This window comes from Desulfovirgula thermocuniculi DSM 16036 (assembly GCF_000429345.1).
Lineage (GTDB): Bacteria > Bacillota > Desulfotomaculia > Desulfotomaculales > Desulfovirgulaceae > Desulfovirgula > Desulfovirgula thermocuniculi.
In genome coordinates this window covers 25527-47066 of sequence record NZ_AUBR01000024.1, presented here as the reverse complement: position 1 = coordinate 47066, position 21540 = coordinate 25527, and the positions used below count along the sequence as shown (strand labels likewise).

21 protein-coding genes, 4 tRNA genes and 1 pseudogene are annotated in these 21540 nt (G+C 58.7%); 4 read left to right on the top strand and 22 right to left on the bottom strand.

Annotated elements, in window-relative coordinates; translation table 11 throughout:
• The 6 genes and pseudogenes from G454_RS0107175 to G454_RS0107150 all read right to left on the bottom strand — a co-directional run.
• A pseudogene (locus G454_RS0107175) lies at positions 1–254 on the bottom strand (electron transfer flavoprotein subunit alpha); the annotation flags it as partial.
• A gap of 21 nt (positions 255–275) precedes the next feature.
• Positions 276–1049 (bottom strand): electron transfer flavoprotein subunit beta/FixA family protein, encoded by a 774-nt coding sequence (locus tag G454_RS0107170; RefSeq protein WP_027718074.1) that lies wholly within the window; start codon positions 1047–1049, stop codon positions 276–278.
• An 88-nt stretch (positions 1050–1137) separates the two neighbouring features.
• The gene (locus G454_RS0107165; protein WP_027718073.1) at positions 1138–2325 is read right to left on the bottom strand and encodes a thiolase family protein; all 1188 of its coding nucleotides are present in this window, start codon (positions 2323–2325) and stop codon (positions 1138–1140) included.
• Between the two features lie 31 nt (positions 2326–2356).
• The gene (locus G454_RS0107160; protein WP_035107293.1) at positions 2357–4108 is read right to left on the bottom strand and encodes an acyl-CoA dehydrogenase family protein; all 1752 of its coding nucleotides are present in this window, start codon (positions 4106–4108) and stop codon (positions 2357–2359) included.
• Positions 4109–4139: 31 nt separating this feature from the next.
• Positions 4140–4916, bottom strand: a complete 777-nt coding sequence (locus tag G454_RS0107155; RefSeq protein ID WP_245574347.1) for an enoyl-CoA hydratase/isomerase family protein — start codon at positions 4914–4916, stop codon at positions 4140–4142.
• A 38-nt stretch (positions 4917–4954) separates the two neighbouring features.
• The gene (locus G454_RS0107150; RefSeq protein WP_027718070.1) at positions 4955–5812 is read right to left on the bottom strand and encodes a 3-hydroxyacyl-CoA dehydrogenase family protein; all 858 of its coding nucleotides are present in this window, start codon (positions 5810–5812) and stop codon (positions 4955–4957) included.
• A gap of 528 nt (positions 5813–6340) precedes the next feature.
• On the opposite strand from G454_RS0107150, the gene G454_RS0107145 reads away from it, so the two are divergent.
• On the top strand, positions 6341–7624 hold the full coding sequence (locus tag G454_RS0107145; RefSeq protein WP_027718069.1) for a CaiB/BaiF CoA transferase family protein: 1284 nt from the start codon (positions 6341–6343) through the stop codon (positions 7622–7624).
• Positions 7625–7803: 179 nt separating this feature from the next.
• Entirely contained in the window at positions 7804–8652 is an 849-nt protein-coding gene (locus tag G454_RS18150) for a methyl-accepting chemotaxis protein (protein WP_051276029.1), read from the top strand.
• Between the two features lie 55 nt (positions 8653–8707).
• Here the strand turns inward: G454_RS18150 and G454_RS18145 are convergent, their stop codons facing one another.
• The 3 genes from G454_RS18145 to G454_RS0107125 all read right to left on the bottom strand — a co-directional run bounded on the left by G454_RS18145 (position 8708) and on the right by G454_RS0107125 (position 11859).
• The gene (locus tag G454_RS18145) at positions 8708–10078 is read right to left on the bottom strand and encodes an MFS transporter (RefSeq protein WP_051276028.1); all 1371 of its coding nucleotides are present in this window, start codon (positions 10076–10078) and stop codon (positions 8708–8710) included.
• Between the two features lie 93 nt (positions 10079–10171).
• Positions 10172–11443 carry an MFS transporter gene (locus tag G454_RS0107130; RefSeq protein WP_211230002.1) on the bottom strand — a complete coding sequence of 424 codons (1272 nt, stop codon included), beginning with the start codon at positions 11441–11443 and terminating at the stop codon, positions 10172–10174.
• 155 nt (positions 11444–11598) lie between these two features.
• Positions 11599–11859: a TIGR04076 family protein gene (locus tag G454_RS0107125; protein WP_027718067.1), complete on the bottom strand. Its 261-nt coding sequence runs from the start codon at positions 11857–11859 to the stop codon at positions 11599–11601.
• A 306-nt stretch (positions 11860–12165) separates the two neighbouring features.
• Between G454_RS0107125 and G454_RS0107120 the strand changes: the two genes are divergently transcribed.
• Positions 12166–12600 carry a universal stress protein gene (locus G454_RS0107120; RefSeq protein WP_027718066.1) on the top strand — a complete coding sequence of 145 codons (435 nt, stop codon included), beginning with the start codon at positions 12166–12168 and terminating at the stop codon, positions 12598–12600.
• Positions 12601–12720: 120 nt separating this feature from the next.
• On the opposite strand, the gene G454_RS0107115 is transcribed toward G454_RS0107120, so the two are convergent.
• The 5 genes from G454_RS0107115 to G454_RS20340 form a co-directional block, all read right to left on the bottom strand.
• Positions 12721–12806, bottom strand: a tRNA-Leu gene (locus G454_RS0107115).
• A 116-nt stretch (positions 12807–12922) separates the two neighbouring features.
• Positions 12923–12997: transfer RNA gene (locus G454_RS0107110), tRNA-Gln, on the bottom strand.
• 5 nt (positions 12998–13002) lie between these two features.
• Positions 13003–13079: transfer RNA gene (locus G454_RS0107105), tRNA-His, on the bottom strand.
• 96 nt (positions 13080–13175) lie between these two features.
• A complete protein-coding gene (locus tag G454_RS0107100; protein ID WP_027718065.1) occupies positions 13176–13697 on the bottom strand; it encodes a GNAT family N-acetyltransferase in 522 nt (173 codons plus the stop codon).
• Between the two features lie 393 nt (positions 13698–14090).
• Complete coding sequence (locus G454_RS20340) at positions 14091–14717, bottom strand: alpha/beta hydrolase (protein ID WP_051276027.1); 627 nt, start codon at positions 14715–14717, stop codon at positions 14091–14093.
• Between the two features lie 104 nt (positions 14718–14821).
• Here G454_RS20340 and thiM point away from each other — a divergent pair, with 104 nt between their 5' ends.
• A complete protein-coding gene (gene thiM, locus G454_RS0107085) occupies positions 14822–15634 on the top strand; it encodes a hydroxyethylthiazole kinase (protein WP_035107290.1) in 813 nt (270 codons plus the stop codon).
• Here the strand turns inward: thiM and G454_RS0107080 are convergent.
• The 8 genes from G454_RS0107080 to cysK all read right to left on the bottom strand — a co-directional run bounded on the left by G454_RS0107080 (position 15626) and on the right by cysK (position 21540).
• Positions 15626–16171, bottom strand: coding sequence for a nucleoside-triphosphatase (locus G454_RS0107080; RefSeq protein ID WP_035107288.1), 546 nt, complete (start codon positions 16169–16171; stop codon positions 15626–15628). The two genes, thiM and G454_RS0107080, sit on opposite strands and share 9 nt — an antisense overlap.
• Positions 16167–16973, bottom strand: a complete 807-nt coding sequence (locus G454_RS0107075) for a DUF429 domain-containing protein (RefSeq protein ID WP_027718062.1) — start codon at positions 16971–16973, stop codon at positions 16167–16169. Before G454_RS0107075 ends, G454_RS0107080 begins: the two co-directional genes overlap by 5 nt.
• A gap of 5 nt (positions 16974–16978) precedes the next feature.
• The gene (gene hslO, locus G454_RS0107070; RefSeq protein WP_027718061.1) at positions 16979–17893 is read right to left on the bottom strand and encodes an Hsp33 family molecular chaperone HslO; all 915 of its coding nucleotides are present in this window, start codon (positions 17891–17893) and stop codon (positions 16979–16981) included.
• A 25-nt stretch (positions 17894–17918) separates the two neighbouring features.
• Complete coding sequence (locus G454_RS0107065) at positions 17919–18815, bottom strand: DMT family transporter (RefSeq protein ID WP_156896694.1); 897 nt, start codon at positions 18813–18815, stop codon at positions 17919–17921.
• An 84-nt stretch (positions 18816–18899) separates the two neighbouring features.
• A tRNA-Thr gene (locus G454_RS0107060) sits at positions 18900–18974 on the bottom strand.
• A 115-nt stretch (positions 18975–19089) separates the two neighbouring features.
• Complete coding sequence (locus tag G454_RS18135) at positions 19090–19650, bottom strand: methylated-DNA--[protein]-cysteine S-methyltransferase (RefSeq protein ID WP_035107306.1); 561 nt, start codon at positions 19648–19650, stop codon at positions 19090–19092.
• A gap of 2 nt (positions 19651–19652) precedes the next feature.
• Entirely contained in the window at positions 19653–20546 is an 894-nt protein-coding gene (locus tag G454_RS0107050; protein ID WP_027718059.1) for a DMT family transporter, read from the bottom strand.
• A gap of 55 nt (positions 20547–20601) precedes the next feature.
• The gene (cysK, locus tag G454_RS0107045; RefSeq protein WP_027718058.1) at positions 20602–21540 is read right to left on the bottom strand and encodes a cysteine synthase A; all 939 of its coding nucleotides are present in this window, start codon (positions 21538–21540) and stop codon (positions 20602–20604) included.

Here is a 21540-nt window from a genome sequence, read left to right as displayed (position 1 = left end):
AGCTTGGAGAGCGCCAGGGTGTAGCCGTCGGTGGTGTAGCGGGCCAGCTCCGCGCTTTCCACCACGTAGATTTTGTCCGCGCCGTATTCCCCTAAGGCGGCGGCCAGCTCGCCTACATCTTTACCGATGACCACGGCGCAGAGTTCTTCCCCCAGCTCGTCGGCCAACCGGCGCCCGGCGCCCAGCATCTCAAAGGTGACTTTCTTGAATTTGCCGTTGGCGTGCTCGGCGTATACCCAGATCCCTTTAGCCATCTCTCCCCTTTGGCCCCTCCTTTAGACGACCTTGGCTTCTTCGCGTAACAACCTGACCAACTCCGCCGCCGCTTCCGCCGGCTCTCCGGTGATGATCTTGCCCTGTGAGCGCGGGCTGGGCAAATAGTACCTCCGCGCCCGCACCTTGGGCGCCACTTCCTCTCCCCCGAGGCCCAGGTCCGCAATGGTGAGCTTTTGCATGGGCTTCTTTTTGGCCTGCATGATGCCTTTCATGGTGGGGTAGCGGGGCTCGTTTAGCCCTTTCTGGGCGGTGATGACCGCCGGCAGGGGCACTTCCACCACTTCGTAGCCGCCTTCGATTTCCCGGCTGGCCACCGCTTTGCCTTCCGCAATGTCCAGCTTGATGACCATGTTGACCATGGGCAGGCCCAGGATCTCCGCCACCCTGCCCGCCACCTGGGCGGAGCCGTCGTCTATGGCCCGCCACCCGGCCAAAATGAGGTCGTATTCCAGGTCGCGCAGTAGTTTGGCCAGGATGGTGGCCGTGGTGTGCTCGTCTATTTCCTCTAGGCCCTCGTCTCCCACGTGCACGGCTTTGTCGGCACCCATGGCCAGGGCCTGGCGCAAAATGTCCGGCACTTTGGGCCCCCCAAAGGAGACCACCGTGACTTCGCCGCCGTGTTTTTCTTTGAGCCTTAATGCTTCTTCCACGGCAAATTCGTCGTAGGGGTTCATGATGAGGTTTACGCCCTCGCGGTTGATCTTGCCCGCGGCGTCCAGCGTGATCTTGGCCTCCGTGTCAAAGGTCTGCTTGGGAAGAACGACTATCTTCAATGCCTACCACCCCGTCCTGTTTTTCTTTTAGGCTATTTGAGGGGGCCGGGCATACACCACCCCCTGCCCCCTCATGGCGTATCGATGCTTACGATACCTTGACCACCAGCGCCGCCGCCGTATCGCCGGCTGCACAGCCGGTGAACAGGCCGTAACCCCCGCCGAGCATGACCAGCTCTTCAATCATTTCAATTATCCCTCTTCCCGTGGTCGGCCCCTGCGGGTGCCCGTAGATGAGCGAACAACCGTAATTGTTAATCTTCATTACGTCCACGTTCATCTCCCTGGCCAGGTAAAGGTCGTTTACCACAAACGGGTTGTGCGTCTTGATAACCTTTACATCTTTAATGTCAATGCCGGCCTTGCTTAAGGCCATTCTCGCTGCCGGTACCGGGGCCATGGGCATGTGCGCCCTTTCCACGCGGGCAAAGCCGTAGGAAATTACCTGGATCTCCACGGATTTATCGGCGCTCAGTTCCCTCGCCTTTTCCCGCGTGGTAACTATCACCCCGCAGTTGCCGTCCGCCGGGTAGGTCTGCGCGCCAAAGGAGTGAACGCCCCCTTCCAGTACCGGCTTTAAGCTCGCCAGCCCTTCCCGTGTGGTCGGGTAGACTCCCTCGTCCTCTTCCAGCACGCCTATTTCCTTCTTCCCTTTCCTGTACTCCACGGGGAACATATAGCGCTTCTGGAAGGCCCGGTCGTTGGCCAGGGCCTCCTTATACTGCTCGTAGCGCCTGTACGCTACTTCGTCGCACTGTTCTTTTGTGGCCCCAATTTTCTTGGCCACGTTTTCGGCCGTCTGGATCATGGCAAACTTTCCTATGGGGTCGTTGAAGTTATCCAGCATCCAGTCTTCGGCAACGACCTTCCCTCCCTGTCCCATAGGATTGGGCCAGATGGTGTGGGGGGAGTTAGAACACCTGTCGGTCATCAGGCAAAAAGCCGTCTCGAAAAGCCCCACTTCCACGCCAGCAGCAGCCTGGTTAATGCACGTGGTCGAGGTAGTGCAGGCCTGCGAGATGTGGCACCCGGGTATGTGCGTGGCCCCCATGAGGGCTGCGGCCCATGGCGCGGCATGGAAAGTATGCAATTGCCCGACGGTTTTGCCCAGGTAGAGGTAATCGAAAATTTTGACGTCCAGCCCCTTGGAAGCAAGCCACTTCTTGGCTGTTGTCGCCGCCAGCTCCACGGGGTGCTCGTTCTGCAGGCTTCCCTGCCACCTGGCAAAGGGTGAGCTGTAGTAGCCGCGATAAGGGATATATGCCTTCGAATACATACGTCTCCTCCTCGTATAAAAAATGCTTTTACTAGGCCACCTTAATGGGGTAACCCCCGGCCTCCGCAACCTCGGCGGCAATTTCCCGGTTGAGTGCCACCACGTCTACGGGCACATGGGTGCAGAGGGCGCGCACCCTGCCGACCTCTTTTTCTTTTTCTTCGCCGACCATGGCCAGCACGTCCGCCGCTTTTGCCTCAACGGCCCTCACCGCCTCAAACGCGTAGGCCTCGGTGATCTTCCTCATCAATTCCGCTTCCGCCTTCTTACCCGAGTTAAAGGCCTTTTGGGTACGGAGAAGCGCGCTTTCCATCCCGTATACTTCTATGGCCATATCGGCAAGCCTGCCCAGCACCTCTTGCTCCCGGCCGATGTTCTGGCCGTACCTTGCCGTCGCCTGCTTATAAACATACAGGAAGAGCGCCTTGGCCATTTTCACAATTTCTTCGGCCCTGGTGAGGGGCGGCGCAATGCCGGCCCAAACCTCGTCAATCCTGTCCAGCTTTTCCCCTAAAGGTAGCTCCCCTTTTTGGGCCTTACGCACGATGGTTGTGGGTATGACGATCCTGTTTATTTCGTTTGTCCCCTCAAAGATCCTGAAAATGCGGGCGTCGCGGTAGACCCTTTCAATGGGGTATTCGGCAATGTACCCGTAGCCTCCGTGAATCTGGACGCCCTCGTCCACCACATAAGAGAGCGTCTCGGTAGCGTAAATCTTTAAAATTGAGCATTCGATAACATAATCGCTTAACCTCTCGGCTATCTCGTAACCGAGAACCTCCTTTGACTTATCGAGCTTGGAAAATACCTCTTCCTCGATCAGCCCGGAGATCCGGTAAAGCATACTTTCGGTGACAAAAATCTTCTTGGCCATGTTGGCCAGCTTTTCTTTAATCAGGCCAAAGTTAACTATGGGTTGTTTAAACTGCTTGCGGTTATTGGCATAATTTGCTGCCTGCTCGAGCGCGTATTTTGCCGCGCCCAGGGCGTTGGCCGCAATCTTAAGCCGCCCCATGTTGAGGATGTTAAAGGCAACGAGGTGACCCTTGCCTACTTCAAACAACAGATTTTCCGCCGGCACCTTGGCATCTTCGAGGGTCAGGGCTCTCGTCGACGAGCCCTTCAGGCCCATCTTCTTTTCCTCCGCCCCCATGGAAAAACCTTCCGTATCGCGGTCAACGATGAAGGCGGTAAACTTGTCGCCGTCTACCTTGGCAAAGAGTACAAAGACATCGGCAAACCCAGCATTGGTGATGAACTGCTTGGAACCGTTTAAGAGGTAATACTGCCCGTCCTTGCTCAAAACGGCCCTTGTCCTGATGGACATGGCATCGGTTCCGGCTTCCGGCTCCGTGAGGGCGTAAGAGCTTATCTTGTCCCCGGAAACAATGTCCGGCAGGTACTTTTCCTTTTGCTTCTTGTTACCAAAGTAGACGATGGGTAACGTCCCGATACCCGTCTGACCGCCGTGGGTAATGCAGAAAGAACCGCCCCTGCCCATGCACTCGGCAATGATCATGGAGCTTACCTTATCCAGGTCCGTACCCCCGTACTCTTCTTCCACATCCGCACCCAAGAGGCCCACATCTGCCGCCGCCTTCATCAGGCTCCTTATGGTCGCCTCGTCCTGGGATTCTATCTCGTCCATACGGGGCAGGACCTCTTTTTCCACAAAATCAACGGTCGTGCGGAAGATCATCTTCTGTTCATCCGAGAAATCCTCCGGCGTGGTAATCAGGCTCGCCTCGATATCCTCAATTAAAAAGGAGCCGCCTTTTATCATTCTCACACCTCACTTGTGAAGACAGGAGAAATTACCTGTCGGTGAAATTGGGCTTCCTTTTTTCCAGGAAGGCCTTCATGCCCTCCACCCTGTCCTCGGAAGAAAAGGCCGTTAGGAAAGCGTGCGTCTCAAACTTCAGCGCCGAGCTAATATCCTGGTTAACTCCGGTATTTATGGCCACCTTGGCCATCTTGAGGGCCACCAGGGGCTTGCCGGCCAGCTTTTTGGCCATCTCCTTTGCCTCGTCAAGTAGCGCGCCGGCGGGGACCACCTTGCTAACCAGACCCATCTTCTCGGCGGTGGCGGCATCAACGATCTCTCCCAGGTAAATGAGCTCTTTAGCCTTGGCCACCCCCGCCAGCCTGGCCAGCCGCTGTGTGCCGCCGCCGCCGGGGATGATGCCGAGGTTAATCTCGGGTAGCCCGAACTTGGCATTTTCCGAAGCTATCCTGAAATCGCAGCACAGTGCCAGCTCAAAACCGCCCCCCAGGGCGTACCCGTTAACGGCAGCGATGGTGGGCAGCTCTAAATTTTCCAGCTTGAAGAGGACGTCCCTCGATTTCTTGCAGAAGAAGTACATTTCAAAGGGCGATAAATTGGCCATTTCGCCCACATCTGCCCCGGCGGCAAACGCCTTATCGCCTTCACCGGTGATGATGAGCACCTTAATTTCCTTCCTGGCACATAAATCGTCCAGGGCCGCCTCTAATTCCCCGAATAGCTTTGAGTTAAGGGGGTTCATTGGGGGGCGGTTTAACTTTATAACGGCCACCTTCTCTTCATACTCAACCTTAATCGTCTCAAACATGAGCCTACCCTCCAATGTGCGAAATATGGCCATTACTGTTACTTTTGGTAGTCGTACCAGCCCGCACCCGTCTTCCGTCCCAGCCTGCCCGCCCTTATCAGAACCTTCAGGCTCGTCGGCGGATTCCACCTACCGTCCTTGAACTCCTCGCACAGGTAGCTCAGCACATAGTAGCCGATATCCAACCCGCCGAAGTCCTGCAGCTCGAAAACGCCCATAGGGTGGTTAAGGCCCAGCTTCACGCCAATGTCGATGTCCTCAACGGTTGCCACGCCTTCCTCCAGCAGCTTCATGGCTTCCACGTACTGCGCCAGCATTAACCTGTTGACCACAAAGCCGGGGGAATCTTTCTTTACTTCAATGGGGGTCTTGCCCAGCTTCTGGCACATTTCCTTCACGAATTTAACCGTCTCATCGCTGGTGTAGTAACCCCGCACCACTTCTACCAGGCGCATGACCTGCGGAGGATTAAAGAAGTGCATACCGACAACCTTATCCGCCCTCTTGGTGGCAGAGGCAATATCCGTAATGGAAATGGAAGAAGTGTTGGTGGCCAGGATGACCTCCTTGCGGCAGATGTTGTCGAGCCTCGCAAAAACATCTTTCTTTATTTTCACGTCTTCAATGACCGCCTCAATGACGTAGTCCGCAGCAGCAAACTCGTCCAGGTTTGTCGTCGTCTTGATTCTACCCAGGATGGCATCTTTTTCCTCTTTGGTCATCTTGTTCTTTTCGATCCTCTTGTCCATCAGGTCGGCCATCCTCTTTAAGGCCCCGTCGAGAAACCTCTGCTCCACATCGCAGAGGAGTACCTCAAAACCGCTAGACGCCACCAGGTGGGCAATGCCGCCCCCCATCGTCCCTGCGCCAATAACCCCAACTTTCTTTACTTCCATCTGCCAAAACCTCCCTAGCACTTTTTGTGCACTATGACAGTGCAAAAGTTATGCCACAATTCCAAAGTTTTTAAGAAATCACCGCCGGCAAAGTTATCGCGAAATTGGCTGTACCATTAATGAAACATCGACCCGTTTCACTTTCTCTACCATGTAGAATTTTTGCAACCACGGCTACCGGACAATTCCTTATGGTCATGCACCTATAAACCATATTTGTCACTTTTAACCATCACCTGCTCTCGGCCCGCAACCAATTACGAAATTTCATGGCGAAGGTATCGTATTTGGTTCATCTGTTGACCATATGCTACACACCTGGATGCAACAAGTCTACTCCCCCCGGCATCTTCCGGGTACTCCGGCACGCAGCACAAACTTAAAGCAAAAGGCGCGCCCCCAAAGCACGCCTCTCCAAAATTAAAGCGATCATGCCATCTGGCACACTTATTGCAGTTCATATTCTAAAAAGTTTTGTTTTTCAAATTACTTTGAGGGATTTTTGGGGAAGGAGGCAACGTTTTGGGCATGGAGAGGTGGCAAACCGTTGAAAGAGTACCCGCCCCTGCTTTAATACCCAAATTTGGCCCCTTGTCGGGAATGAGGATTCTTCTAACCGGTAGCATTGTCGCCGCACCTTTTGGCGCAACCATCCTTGCTGAGTACGGTGCCGAGCTCATCCACGTGGAACGCCCCAATGTCGGCGACCCGTTCCGCTATCAGGCACCGGTAATCGAGAAAAACGGCCAGCGCGTGAGTGCAGGGTGGATTCAAGAAGCCAGGAACAGGCTCAGCCTAACCCTGGAGCTAAACCTGAATATTCCGGAAGTTAAGGACATTTTCCTCGGGTTAATTAAAAACTCTGATGTCTGGATTGAAAACATGGTCTGGGTAGACAAACTCGGCATTAACGACGAAATGCTCTTTGAAGTCAACCCCAAACTGGTTATTGCCCACATCAGCGGCTTTGGCCGGCCCAAGTTCGGCGGCGTTCCCGAAGAGTGCGACCGTCCGTCGTACGACGCCATCGGCCAGGCCGAGGGAGGTTTCATGTATCTAAACGGCTTTCCCGAGCCAATGCCGCCAATGCTGGCGCCTTCCTTTGTAAACGACTATATAACCACCATGTTTATGGCCTGCGGTGTGCTCATGGCCTATATTAACGCCCAGAAAACCGGTAAGGGCCAGGTGGTTGATATTGCGCAGGTAGAAGCCATGAGCAAGTGCCTCAACGATGCCTTTACCCAATACTTCCTCCTCGGCATGGTTAAAGAGCGTTTTGGCAACAAGATCCCCATCTTCCAGCCGGCAAACCTTTACAAGACGAAGGATAATAAGTACGTCTATATTGGCGCCTACGGGCCCGTGGTGTACAACCGCTTCCTTAAGGCCCTGGGCTTGGATCCGCAGAAATTCCCGCACGAAAAGGCCGGCGCCTCCAAGGAGGCCGTAAATTCCGAACTAGGCAGGGAGCTCGAACGGATTACCGGAGAGTGGGTGGCCGCGCGCACGGCTGCAGAAGTGAAGGAACAGCTCACCAAGCACAAGGTGCCCTGCGGTATCGTCAAAAACATTGCCGATCTGGCCGCAAGCGAGCATTACCAGAAGCGGGGCAACTTCATCGAGTACGAAGATCAAACTCTGGGCCAAACGGTCAGGGCTTTCGGCTTCTGCCCCAAGATGAGCGAAACTCCCCCGCAGGTTTGGAGAGGGGCCCCAAGGCTTGGGCAGGACACGGAAGCAATCCTCAAGCGCCTCCTGGGTTACAGCGACGATGAAATCGCTGCTTTTCGCGCAAAGGGCATCATTTAGATAGAGAAGTGCAGAGAGACACAGCGCTACTCTCCCCTTCCTCCCACTTTCTTTTTCTCTGGGGAAAAGCTTTCCATAGGGGTTTTTCCTGCAAGCATGGCATATCCGGCGCGAGGAGGGAAAACCCCTTTATCTTTTTTTCCTTAAATTTCCGAAATCAATATCGGGAGGGCTTTCAGGTGTTGCAGCAGGGCGAACAAAACGGCAGCATAATTTCGTGGGCCATCCGGCTGGCGCCGGCAATAAGAAAGCTGCTCGGCGATGAGGTCGGCATTTATATTTCCGATACAAGCCACCTCCTGTACTGCGAACACGGCATAGTCCCCCTGCCCGTAAAGCCCGGGGAGGTCACGCCTGCGGGAACCGTTACGGCCCAGGCCATAAGGACCAAAAGGAGGGTTTCCCGGCGGGTCGGCGCCGAAGTCCTCGGCGTCCCCTACATTGGTATTGCCCACCCTCTCCTCGACCCCGCCACCGGGGAAGCCGTGGGCGCCATTACCGTCACCATGCCCACTGCAAAGCAAGAGAACCTTTACGAGATGGCCCACCGCCTCGAGTCCCAGGCCGCCGCCTTAAACGGCGCCTCCGCCACCCTTTCGACGAGTGCCGAGGAACTGGCAAACGCCACCACCGACCTCCAAAATATCGCGCAGTCCCTGCAGAGTGAAATCTCCAGAACGGACCACATTTTGAGGCTGGTGCGGGAGATTGCCGAAAAGACGCACATCCTCGGCTTAAATGCCACCATCGAGGCCGCCAGGCTGGGCAACATGGGCCGCGCCTTTAACGTGGTGGCCCGAGAGGTGCGTAACCTCTCGCAGGAGACGCAGAACTCCATCAAGGAAATTTCCCGGGAACTAGGCAGCATAAAGGATTTCGCCCAGAACCTCACCAGCGTTATCACGGAGGTCGCCGCGGCAAGCCAGCAGCTATCGGCCCTTGCCCAGGAGATCCACGCTTCCATAAACGAGCTAAACGCGGTGGTGGAGGCGCTGAAAAAGCAGGCCGACGAAATGATCGAGGAATAAATAAAGGCCTACTTCCCTGCGGGGGGTAGGCCTCTTTTGGTTAGCGCCCCTTTTCCTAATGGCCTGACGCATCCGGCGCTTTTCCGCTGAATTCCCCGATGATGCTTTCCAGTGACTTGCCGCGCGTCTCGTATCTCACGAAAAACACCGGCGCCACAGCACCGATTAAGGAGGGCATGATAAACCAGAGCATGGTGCCCGTAAACCCTATGCCCAGCTGCTGCACGTAACCGGCCATAATTGGCGCCAAAAACCCTCCAATCCGCCCGAAGGCGTGCGTCCAGGCCACGCCCGTGTTCCTGAACTCCGTCCGGTACGTTTCGGCAATGAGAGGCTGCACCGAGGTGAGGGCCAGGTTGGAAGCAAAGCCCAGGAAAATGCAAGCGGCCAGAATTCCCAGCGTGCCGGCGGCATTGGCCATGAGTACGACCGCCAGGGTACAAACAATGAAGCTAAAAATAATATTCTTTTTCCTACCCATCTTGTCCGAAGTCAGCCCGGCCACACCGTTGGCAACAATGGAAGCGGCGTTTTGCATGATGGCAAAGCCATAGCTCTTGGTGAGAGAGAGCCCCTTCTCGTACAGCAGGGTCGGCATCCAGGCCGTCACGCCGTAAATGATGACGCAACCCATGAAGTACATAATCCAGAGGCCGACGGTGGCCAACCGGTACTCCCGGGAAAACAGCGCCGCCACGCCCACGGACTTCGGGGGCGGCGGCACCAAAAGCCCCTCCGGGCTCCACTCCCGCGCCGACCCCCGGGCCGCCCTCTCCATGGCCCGGATGACGCCTACGGCCTCCGCGTTCCTCCCCTTGCTGACCAGCCAGTGGGGCGACTCGGGCAGCAGCGCCGCCAGTATGAGGGCATAGAGAATGGGCAACCCCCCTATCAAGTAGCAATACCTCCAGCCCCAATGGGGCACTACGGCCATGGCTACGAGACCGGCCATCACCCACCCGGCCACCAGCCAGGAAAATGAGGAGGCAATGAAAAAGCCTCTGTACTTTGAAGGGGCAAACTCGGAATTTATGGTTGCCGAGACGGGGATGCACGCCCCGAGGCCGAAGCCGCTCAATACCCTAAAAATTGCAAACATTTCGTAGCTTTGGGCAAAGAATATGGGGATGGTAAAAAGAGAATAAAGCACGCAGGAGAGGATCAGCGTCCTTTTCCGGCCAATGCGGTCGGATAAAATGCCGGCCACCATGCCGCCGAAAATTAACCCTAGCAGGCTCCAGGAAGCAAGGCTGCCGGTCTGCACCTTTGTTAACGCCCACTCCTTGGAAATCTGCGGCATGGTGTAGGAGACAATCATGTAGTCAAAGCCGTCAAAGATCATGGCCAGCCCGACAAGCAGGTAGACCTTCCACACGAACCTCGACATACCTAATTCGTCTACCACTTCTGAAACGTACTTTTTCACGCTCGACCACCTCTTTTTTCATAAAAGCAAATTGCTCCCGTTAAACTCCGTGACGCTGCTAAGCGCCACGGAGTTTAACGTCCCGGGCTTTCCTTACACTCTCTTTTCGGCCATTTCGCTCACGATATTTTCCAGCGTCTTGCCGGTGGTCTCATACCTTATAAAGAACACGGCTGCCAGGATGGCTATAATGCAGGGCGCTATGAACCACAGCATCGTTCCCGAAAAGCCGACGCCGAGTTGCTGCACGTAACCGGCCATAATCGGGGCAAGCAGCCCCCCTATGCGCCCAAAAGCATTGGTCATGGCCACGCCTGTATTTCTAAATTCCGTCCTGTAGGTTTCCGCCAAAAGCGGCTGCACGGCGGTCAAAGCAAAGTTATTGGCAAACCCCAGGAACATGCAGGCGGCCAAAATGAACCACTGCCCTGTCGCCCCCGCAAGTACGGCCACGGCCACTGCCGCCAGCGCAAAGCCGAAAATAATATTCCTCTTTCTTCCCACCCTGTCCGAAACGAATCCCGTTACGGCGTTGGCAATAATGGAGGCCACGTTTTGGAGCGCTGCAAAGGCATAGCTCTTGGCCAGGGAAAAGCCCTTTTCATACAAGAGGCTGGGCATCCAGGCCGTCACGCCGTAAATGATGACGCAGCCCATGAAGTACATGATCCAGAGGCCGACGGTGGCCAGCCGGTACTCCCGGGAAAACAGCGCCGCCACGCCCACGGACTTCGGGGGCGGCGGCACCAAAAGCCCCTCCGGGCTCCACTCCCGCGCCGACCCCCGGGCCGCCCTCTCCATGGCCCGGATGACGCCTACGGCCTCCGCGTTCCTCCCCTTGCTGACCAGCCAGTGGGGCGACTCGGGCAGCAGCGCCGCCAGTATGAGGGCGTATACTACAGGCACGACGGCAAGAAGGTAGCAGAACCTCCAGCCCATAGCCGGCACCACCGGAATGGCCACCAGGCCCGAAAGCACCCAGCCGGCCACCAGCCAAGAGAACGTCGATGCCACAAAGGCACCCCTGCTCTTGGTGGGCACAAACTCCGAGTTAATAGTTGCCGACACGGGGATACAAGCCCCGATCCCTATGCCGCTCAAAATTCTAAAGACGGCAAACGTCTCAAAGTTCTGCGCAAAGTAGATTGGCAGGTTAAATATGGAGTATACAATACATGCCAGTATCAACATCTTTTTCCGCCCGATGCGGTCGGAAATGATCCCTGCAATGGCTCCGCCGATTAGCAACCCCAGCAACGTCCAAGAAGCAAGGCTACCCGTCTGCACCTTGGTTAGCGCCCATTCTTTGGAGATCTGCGGCATCGTATATGAGACTATCATTTGCACGAAACCGTTTAAAATCATTGCCAAGCCTATAAGTAAGTACACCCTCCATGTAAAACCGGAAACCCCTAGTTCATCAATTACCTCCGAGACGTAATATTTTCTCATTCCTTATTTCCCCCACCTCGTAAATCATAATGTCTATTGTGATGTCTTAAACCAGCAAGGAATATAATTCAGCCATTTATGCTACTTAAGCGGAAAATAACAGTATTATTTGGATCAGGGCAGCACCAGTAAGTATCTTCAAGCTTTTCTATCCATTCAAACTTGCCCCCGTGCAGCAACACTATTACCGGCATCATCAGTGCACCAAGTGCCCACGGGCACAGGGCAGGAAACCTTTCTGCAGAAAACACAAACCTTTCACCTATTTTGTACCCTACAGAGCAGTGCCCGTTGCCGCGAATTTCCACTATCTCGGCCAATACTTTCATCAAATCACCTCTTTAAAAAGACTTGGCCTATAATATCCTACACCGCATTCCTCACCTCCCAAGCAGTTTGTACAGCAGATATTGCAAGTAGTATACCAAAAAAATCTTAACTTTCTAAAACAAAAAATTTTTTGCCTGAATTGACACTGGTCCGCCGCTTGTTTATAACTATAAGTGACAACTACTAATTGTTGGTATAAGCGCAAGTTTTTGTCTTACATTTGCAACATCAGCCGTTGAATTAAAGATACACCTGTATCGCTAATGCATCATTAAGTAATACCTTCATGAAAGGATGTGATCTCCGTGTTTAAAAACATCCTCGTGCCTGTGGACGGCTCCGAGCACTCACAGCGAGCACTTGATAGGGCAACCGAACTGGCCAAAATAACCGGTGCCAAGCTGGTAGTCTTTCACGCACTCCACATCCCGAGTACGCTGCACTCGCTCTCGCACGTGGCCGAAGAAACATACAACTTCATAAGGCAGCAGGTACAAAATACAGGCGAAAAAATCATCAAGGAGGCCATGGAAAAGTGCTCCAGGAACGGTGTTAGCGCCGAAGGAAAGCTGGTATGGGGGGACCCCGCTTACGAGATTACGCGCGAGGAGCAGGAAGGAAACTACGACCTCATTGTTATCGGCGGACGGGGAATGGGTGAGATCAAGGGATGGGTGCTGGGCAGCATCAGCCGCCGCGTGGTCCGCTATGCCAAATGCCCGGTGCTTGTAATTAAATAGCGGGAGTCAATTATCTCCTGCGCAAAACAAAACGAGCAATTTTGCCCTGGAAAAACCAACCCCCCGGGCAAAATTGCTCGTTTTTGTAGGTTTACTCTTGCAAAGCTTTCTTAGGAAAAATGGTGCGGGCGGTGGGAGTTGAACCCACACGGGCGCGAACCCATCGGATCCTAAGTCCGACGCGTCTGCCATTCCGCCACGCCCGCACGCCGTACGGTTCTGAACGCCAACATCATGCCTGCCAGCCGTACCGGACCATAAGGAAAGCATTATAAAGTTAGCCGCCCGGACCGGGTCCAAGCGGCTAACCGCGTTTTCTTTTTGGCTGGGGCGGCTGGATTCGAACCAACGAATGGCGGATCCAAAGTCCGCTGCCTTACCGCTTGGCTACGCCCCAGCAATTGGGGTGGATGATGGGACTCGAACCCATGACCCCCAGGTCCACAGCCTGGTGCTCTGACCAGCTGAGCTACATCCACCGCGCTGGCCAGCAGCAAGGCCGCATAGAAGCCCCGCCGCAGAAGTCATTATAACAAACCCGCCGGGCGAAGTCAAGAATCTCGCCGGGGAACTTTTCACCTGCATGTGGCTGCGGTTACGGGCACCGCCGCGTCTTTTAAAATGCGGTTGTGCCTGCCCAGCACCTTGTAGAGCTCCACGTCCCGTGTAAAGCCGCAGCGCATGAAGAACTTGCGCCCCGAACTGGTGGCCTGCTTAACGTACAGCACCGTTCCGTGTTCGAAGGCCTGTTCCAGGTAACCCATGAGAAGCCGGCCCAAGCCTTGCTGCCGCAGGTCTTTTTTGACCACCACGATATCGATCATGATCAAGTCGCGCCTTTCCGGCACAAAGGCACACAGCCCGCAAGGCCGACCCTCGTCGTCAAGCATCATCAGAACGAAACGCTCGCGCATTTGTTGCCAGCCGGGATAACGTGGGTTGATCTCCCCCACGTCCTCCAGCAGGCCGGACAAAGCCTCGTGCACGCACCACGGGACCCTGAGCGCCCCCGGCAGGCGGCTGAGGTAACGCTCACCCAGTTCTTCTGCCCCTTCGGGAACGTAGAGGCCAAATCGGTACGCTCCCACCCCGCCCATAAGCCCACCACCCGGCCATATTGAACCTTTGTTAAAAATGCTTAACTTTCTCTTAACATTCGTTTAACAAAATTATATTTGCCTTTTGCCTTTCAGGGAACCCCCTAACGCATCTCCCTTCACCAATTTTTTCTTAAGGGAGCCCTGCCGAGCGGGAATCATGGCACAATTTGCTTCCCCTCGGCATACCCTGATATTGGGCTAGCAAAATCAGGTAGAAAGGAGGCAAACTTATGGCTCCCAGCTACGACTACTATAGCAACTTCTCCCTGATCCTCTTCCTCATCCTCATCCTGCTCTTCTTTGGGCGGGGGTTCTTCCCCTACCAGGCCCAGTAGCGGCCTAGGCCATGACCGCGGGCACCCCGGCGGGGGTGCCCGCTCTTATGCCTGCTTACCGCAAGACCCCCGCCAGGAAAGCGGCCACGCCGGCCAGCTTTTCCTCATGCCCCCACCAGAAGTGGTCGGCTCCGGGAACAACTTCCACCCGGCACATTTCATCCTCCGCCGGCACTTCTTGGAGGATGTGCCCCGGCGGGGTGAGGTTATCGCGCTCGCCCACCATAATGAAAACCGGCCTGCTACAGCCGTGCAGCATTCCGGGCAGCACAACCGGCGAAACTGCGGCCACGGCCAGAACTTTTTCGTGGCGGCAGCCCACCGCCAGGGCCACCATGCCGCCAAAGGAATAGCCGCAAACCGCCAGGCGGCCCGCATCCACTTCCTCCCGCCCCGCAAGGAAGGCCAGCGCCGCTTTCGCGTCGGCCTGCTCCCCCACGCCCTCCCCAAAGGAGCCCTGGCTTCTCCCCACGCCGCGAAAGTTAAAGCGCAGGGCGGCCACCCCCCTGTCCACCAGACCTCTGGCCAGTGCCAAAACCACGTTGTTTTCCATGTTGCCCCCAAAAAGGGGGTGGGGGTGGCAGACAACCGCACCGGGGAAAGGGCCCGGCCCGGCAGGGAGCGAGAGCACCGCTTCCAGGAGCAAGCCTTCGCTCACAAAGCTAAGGGGAATTTCCCGCATACCACCAACTCCTTTCCCGGAAGGAAAAATGCCGCGGGCGGCGAAAATAGGAAGGGCGTGGCGGGTATGCTACTTCAAAAAACTTGCGGGGAGGTTTCGCGCCCTTGAACCTAAACACCCGTGAAATTGCCGCCCTCTGGCAGGCGGTGAGGGAGAAAAGACCCCTGGTACACAACATCACCAACTGGGTGGTCACCAACATTACCGCCAACGCCCTCCTGGCCGTCGGCGCCTCGCCGGTCATGGCCCACGCGCTGGAGGAGGTGGCGGAAATGACCTCCCTTGCCCAGGCGCTGGTGCTGAACATCGGCACGCTGACGGCCCCGGTGGTGGAAGCCATGATCAGGGCCGGGCAGGCGGCACGCCAAAAGGGCATCCCCGTGGTGCTGGACCCGGTTGGGGCCGGGGCCACCACCATGCGCACGGAAAGCGCGCAGCGCATCCTGCGCGAGGTGCCCGTAACCATCCTGCGCGGCAATGCCTCGGAAATAGCGGTAACCGGGGGATACGAAGCGCAGACCCGGGGGGTAGATGCCGGGGAAAGCCCGGCGGACCCTGCCGAAATTGCCCGCAGCGTGGCCTGCAAGCTGGGCCTCACCGTAGCCGTAACCGGGCCCGTCGATTACGTAAGCGACGGCACGCGCCTGGTGGCCGTGAAGAACGGGCACCCGCTGCTGGCCCACGTTACCGGCACCGGCTGCATGGCCACGGCCATTACAGGGGCGCTGGCCGCCGTCTGCCCCCAGAACCCCCTCCTGGCCGCCGCCGCCGCGCTGGCCGGCTACGGTCTGGCCGCCGAAAAGGCTGCCGCCAGGGCCACAGGGCCCGGGAGCTTTGCGGTCTACCTTTTTGATGAGCTGTTTGGCCTGACGGGGGAAGAAATAGCCCGCGGGGCCAGGGTGGAGGTGTTATCTTAAGCCCAGCAGAGCAGCCAGGGCGTCGTAGAGGCGGCGGGGAAGGTCGTTGCGGTTTTCGCCGGTTACCTCAATTACCTGTGCATCCGGCCTTCTTTTCAGGGCATCGGCAAAGGGGTGGGGTCTGGCCAGCACGGTGGCCACTACGGGCACCGGCGCCTCCAGCGCTTTCAGCACCGCCTCGGCAAAGCCCGGCACGAGGAGCTCCATCTTCCCGATCTCGTCAATAATCAGGCACCTGGGCACGCCTGCCTGCAGGGCGTGCTCTATTTCCCGGAGGGCCTCCTTCAGCCCTTCCGGCCTCACCCCGTACTTGCCCACGCGCTTTGGCGAGGAAAAGGACACGTGGGCCAGGAGATCCTTCTTGCCGCCCAGGGTCACCACCTCAAAGCCCACCCTTTTGCCCCCGGCGCGGATCTCCGCCGTATAAAAGCCGGCAGCCAAGGGACCCAGGAGGTGGGCCAGCCTCACCACCACCGTGGTCTTGCCCGCCCCGGGCAAGCCGGTGAGAAGGAAGTTTTTCGCCCCGCCCGCGCTAATAGTACACCCACCCCTCCAGCCTGCAGGCGCCCTCTTCGTTACCGCACCCGTTCACCGCCCACCACGCGGCCAGCGCGCACAGGATGCTGTCCAGGGCATCGCCCCCAGCATCCCGCACGGCCAATTCTTTAACTTCGCCCCGTACGGCCAGCACTCCTCTTCCTTCGAGCGCTTCTAAAATTGCGGCGCGTGCCTTTTCGCGCTCCTTCCCCCGGCCCTTGTAGGGCAGGTAGAGGTCCTGCGCTTTAAGGGTGGCCGCGGGGCACACTTCCACCAACCACGGCACCCAGGGACGGGCTTCCTGCACGGGCAGCACGCAGGCCAGCCCTTCTTTCACCAGGGGGTGCAGCACCTCTCTTATACCGTAATATGTCTGGCGGTAAAGCCGCAGGTTGTAGGGCGAGAAGGGGGCACGGCACCTCTGCTCGCCCACCCTCTTCAGCTCCTTTCCACCGGCGGCTTCAAGGCACTTCTGCCTGAACTCCTCAGGACCCGCGTAACATCCGGGAAAAGAGAGCACGAACTCCTCCCAGCTTTCTTCCTTTACCAGCCGCTGCGGCAGCCCGAAGGGAAAGTCAAGTCCCACCGCGCAGTCCCGCTGCCGGGCGATAAAATCCCGCAAGGCGGCGAAAATAAGGCTCCGCTCCCCGCCCGCGCCGGTCAGGTCTTCCGCCCTAAAGCAGCGGGTCACGTGCAAAGCGCCCCCCACCGCTTCCCCCCGGGCAATCCATATCCGGCGACCGGCATCCGCCGCGCCGCTAAAGTCCACACCCCAGATGCGGCCAGACAGTGAGGGCGCCATAGGTACTAGTGCTCCTCTCCCTGGCGGGCCATGGCGATCAGCTCTTCCAGCTCTTCCCTGCTGAAGCGGTAAACCTGGGTGCAGAAGCCGCACCGGGCTTCTACTTCGCCCTGGCCGGCCATGATTTCTTCCAGTTCCTGGCGCCCCATGGCCAAGAGGACTTCCTTCAAGCGCTCCCGCGAGCAGTCGCAGGCAAAGCGGAAAAGGAGCCTCTCGTGTACGGTATATGTAAAGCCGTCCAGGAGCAGGCGCAGGAGGTCGTCGGGGGAGCACCCCCGGTCGATAAGGTTGGAGACCGGCCCGGTGGCCGCCACGTTTTTCTCCAGCCGCTCGGCTATGCTTTCATCCGCCCCCGGCAGGAGCTGCAGGATGTAGCCGCCCGCCGCGCGCACCTCACCGTCCCTGCCTACCAGGACCCCCAGCCCCACCGCCGCCGGTGTCTGTTCCGAGGCGGCAAAGTAGTAAGCCAGGTCTTTGCCTATTTCCCCCGAAACCAGAGGGACGCTGCCGTTGTAGGGCTCGCGCAGGCCGAGGTCTTTGCTCACGTACAGCATTCCCTTCCCCACCGCCGCGGCCACGTCCAGCTTGCCCTCGGCATTGAGCGGCAGGTAGATGTGCGGCTCGCGGATGTACCCTTTAACGCGCATCTCTTTCACCGTGGCCACAATGCCGCCGGCAGGCCCGTCCCCCACCACCCGCAGGGTGAGGGACTGCCGCCCCTTTAGCGTGGCCCCCATGAGGGCCGCCGCCGTCAGCACGCGGCCCAGGGCCGCCGTGGCCACAGGAGAAGTGCCGTGAATCCTGCTGGCCTCCCCCACCATCTCCGTGCTGCGGGCCACCAGGACCAGCACCTTCCCCTCTGCCGCCGTCGCCCGCACCAGGTAATCGCCGCCGTAATCCCCGGTAAGCAATGGCCTCACCCCTCTTTAAAATTACGTTTTGCCCTCAGCGACGGGTGTCCGGAAGACTTGATGATGGGGACCGGGGCAACTGGAGCACCACCACGCCGCCCAGGACCAGCATAATGCCGGCAGCCTGCCCAAAAGTGAGCGGCTCGGCAAAAACAGCCGCGGCCAGGATAACCGCCAGCGCCGGCTCCAGCGCGCTGGTGATGGCCGCCGTGCCGGCGTCAACCCTTTTTAAGCCTGCAAAGAGGGCCAGAATGGCCACCGCCGTGGAAATTACCGCCAGGGCAACAACCCAGGCCCAGGCCCGGACGGGAAGGTCAAGTAAGAGCTGGCCGGAGATACCGCCGTACAGCCAAAAGCCTGCTGCCGCCAGGAGGAGCACAAAACCCGTCGCCGCCAGGGGGGATCTTTGGCGCAAAAGCCGCCTCCCAAAGACGAAGTAGGCCGCGTAGCAGACTGCCGAGCCGGCGCCGAGCAAAAGCCCAATTGCGCTCGCCTCCCCGGAACCTTTCCCCAGCACAAGCAAAAGGCCGGCAACCGCCAGCGCCAGGGCGGCAAGCTTTTCCGCGCCGGGGCGCGCACGGTAAAAGAGCATCTCCCAGAGCACCACAAACAACGGGTAGGCGTAAAACAACATGGCGGCCAGCGAAGCAGGTATGCGCTGGAGCGCGGCAAAATAGCAGGTGGACGCCCCCCCGTAGCCTACGAGGCTGAGCAGGAGATAGGCGCCCATGTCCTTTATGCCCACGCGCGAAAGCTGCCCGGTGAAGAAGATGGCCGGCCAAACGACAATTGCCGCCAGGGCAAAGCGGGCCGCCAGGAGGGTTACCAGATTAACGCCTCCGGCATAGGCAAGCTTAACGAAAACCGGCATGAAGCTAAAGCAAACTGCCGAAAAGGCCACCAGCGCGGCCCCCGTAGCGCGGCTGCTCACCGTTTAATTCATCTCCCGGCAACTTGACGTCCAAAACCACAATAAATAAAGCCTCCGGTCCCATCCCCGGAGGCCTTGATATTCTGGAGCCGGAGATCGGATTCGAACCGACGGCCTGCGCATTACGAGTGCGCTGCTCTACCGCTGAGCTACTCCGGCCTGCATGTCCCGGCGCTCATGGCCTCCAGCCGCCGGAAGGCTCATCCCTCTCAGTGCCCGCGCATTCCGCCTCCGGCACCCCGGCTACAGGCCTGCGCCACCTGCCTTATCTATATTAACCTACGCAAAACACCTTTGTCAATTGGTAGCGCCCTCCCGGGCCGGGGCGGTGGCCCTCCAGTTCCAGCAGGCGCCTCTTTAAATCCAGGCCGCCACTAAAGCCCCCCAGGCCGCCCTCCCGGGTTAACACCCGGTGGCAGGGAACCACCAGGGGGGTGCGATTCTGCCCCAGGGCACGGCCCACGGCACGTGCCGCTCCAGGCACTCCCAGCGCGGCGGCCACCTGGCCGTAGGACCACAGCTCGCCGTAGCCGATGCTCCTGACAAACTCCAGCACGCGGGCCACAAAGGGGGTGTAGGGAGAAAAGTCCACGGGAACGGCGCTAAAATCCACCGCCCGGCCCGCAAAGTAGGCGCACAGATTTTCTTCCAGGAGCAGGTGGAGTTCCTCTTCCCCCGCGCTGGCCGCCGCCCCGGAAAGGGGCACCCCGCCGGCGGCCAGCAGCGCGCGCGCCTCCTCACGCGTGGCCTGCGGGAAGCTTAAGCCCAGGAGGCCCCTCTCGCTCCAGGCGGCGGCAACATACCCGGCGGCGGTCCGCGAGAAATACAGCCGCACACTCAAGGGTTTTCTCCCTCCCTGGCTGAGGTGAGGATGAACAAGGCCAGGCCGCCGATAATGACGGCCCCCCCCAACAGCTGGGTCAGCGCGGGTACCTGGTGGAAAATGAGGTAGGCCAGGATGGTGGCCCCCACCGGCTCGCCCAGGTTGCTCACCGAAACCACGGCGGCCTTGACGTAGCGCAGGGCCCAGTTAAAAACGGTGTGGCCGCCAATGGTGGGCACGAGGGCCAGGAGGAAAAACCAAAGCCAGGTTTCCGGCGGGTAGGGGTAAAGCGGGACTCCCGCCGCCAGGTTGGCCAGGAGCAAAACGGCGGCGCTGGCGCCGTAAACCAGAAACACATAGCTCAGGAGGGAGAGGCGGCGGCGTAAGCTACGCCCGATGAGGACGTAGCCCGCCACAAAGGCGGCCCCGGCAAAGGCCAGCACGTCTCCCAGGAAAGCCTGCCCGCCCAGCCGGAAGTCCCCCCAGCCGATGACCGCGCTGCCCAGGAGAGCCAGGGCCGCCCCCACCAGCCCCCTGGGAGAAACTTTCTCTCTAAAGAGGAGGTAGCCGCCCGTCAGCACAAAGAGCGGCTGCATGGTCACCAGGACCGTGGAGCTGGCAATGGAGGTGTAGCTTAAGGAGGTAATCCAGGAGGCAAAGTGCAGGGCCAGGAAAAGGCCGGCCAGGAGAGCCAAGGCCAGGTCCCGCCGCGAAACGGCGCGCAGTTCGTCTTTCTGCGCGACCACAAAGGGCGAGATGAGGGCCACCGTGAGGAACAGCCGGTAAAAGGCAACGGCCAGCGGCGGGGCGGCGGCAAGCTTGGTAAAGATGGAAGAAAAGGCAGCCGCCACCACGCCCAGCAACGTGGCCAGGTAAGGACTGAGGAGGGGATTTTTCTCTTTTTCCACCAATAGCCCCTCTTTTTGGCATAAGCCGGTGTTTGCTTTCCTTAGCAATTCTCCGTCATCCTTTAAAATCCTCCCCCGCAAAAAGCTCGGTAGAGAGGTAGCGCTCTCCCGTGTCGGGCAGGATGGCCACTATCGTTTTGCCCGCATTTTCCGGGCGGGCAGCCAGCAGCAGCGCCGCCCGGGCCGCCGCCCCGGCGGAAATGCCCACGAGGAGGCCCTCTTCCCGCGCCAGGCGCCGGGCGGTTTCCATGGCCTCCTCATCGCCCACCTTTACGATCTCATCGATTAAAGACAGGTCCAGCACGGCGGGCACGAAGCCGGCGCCGATGCCCTGGATCCTGTGCGGCCCGGGAAGGCCGCCGGAAAGGACGGGGGAGGCCGCCGGCTCCACGGCCACCGCCTTCAGGGAGGGGCGGCGGGATTTCAGCACCGAGGCAATCCCGGTGATGGTCCCCCCTGTGCCCACCCCGGCCACCACGACGTCCACCTCGCCCCCCGTGTCCTGCCAGATTTCCTCGGCGGTGGTGGCCCGGTGGGCGGCAGGGTTGGCCGGGTTTTCAAACTGCTGGGGCATGAAGGAGTTGGGTTGGGCCTGTGCCAGCTCCCGGGCCTTTTTTACGGCCCCGGCCATCCCCTCGGCGGCGGGCGTGAGCACCACCTCGGCGCCGTAGGCGGCCAGCAACTTCCGCCGCTCCACGCTCATGTTCTCGGGCATGGTCAGCACCAGCCGGTAGCCCCGCGCGGCGCAGACCATGGCCAGCCCGATGCCCGTATTGCCGCTGGTGGGCTCAATGATGACGGTGTCCCTGTTGATGAGGCCCCTCTCCTCGGCCTCCCGGATCATGCTCCAGGCTATGCGGTCCTTGACGCTGCCGCCGGGGTTGAAGTACTCCAGCTTGGCCAGGACCCTGGCCGGCAGGCCTGCCGCCACCTTCGCCAGCCTCACCAGGGGCGTCCTGCCGATTAGATCCAGCACGCTGTCGTAAACGGGCAC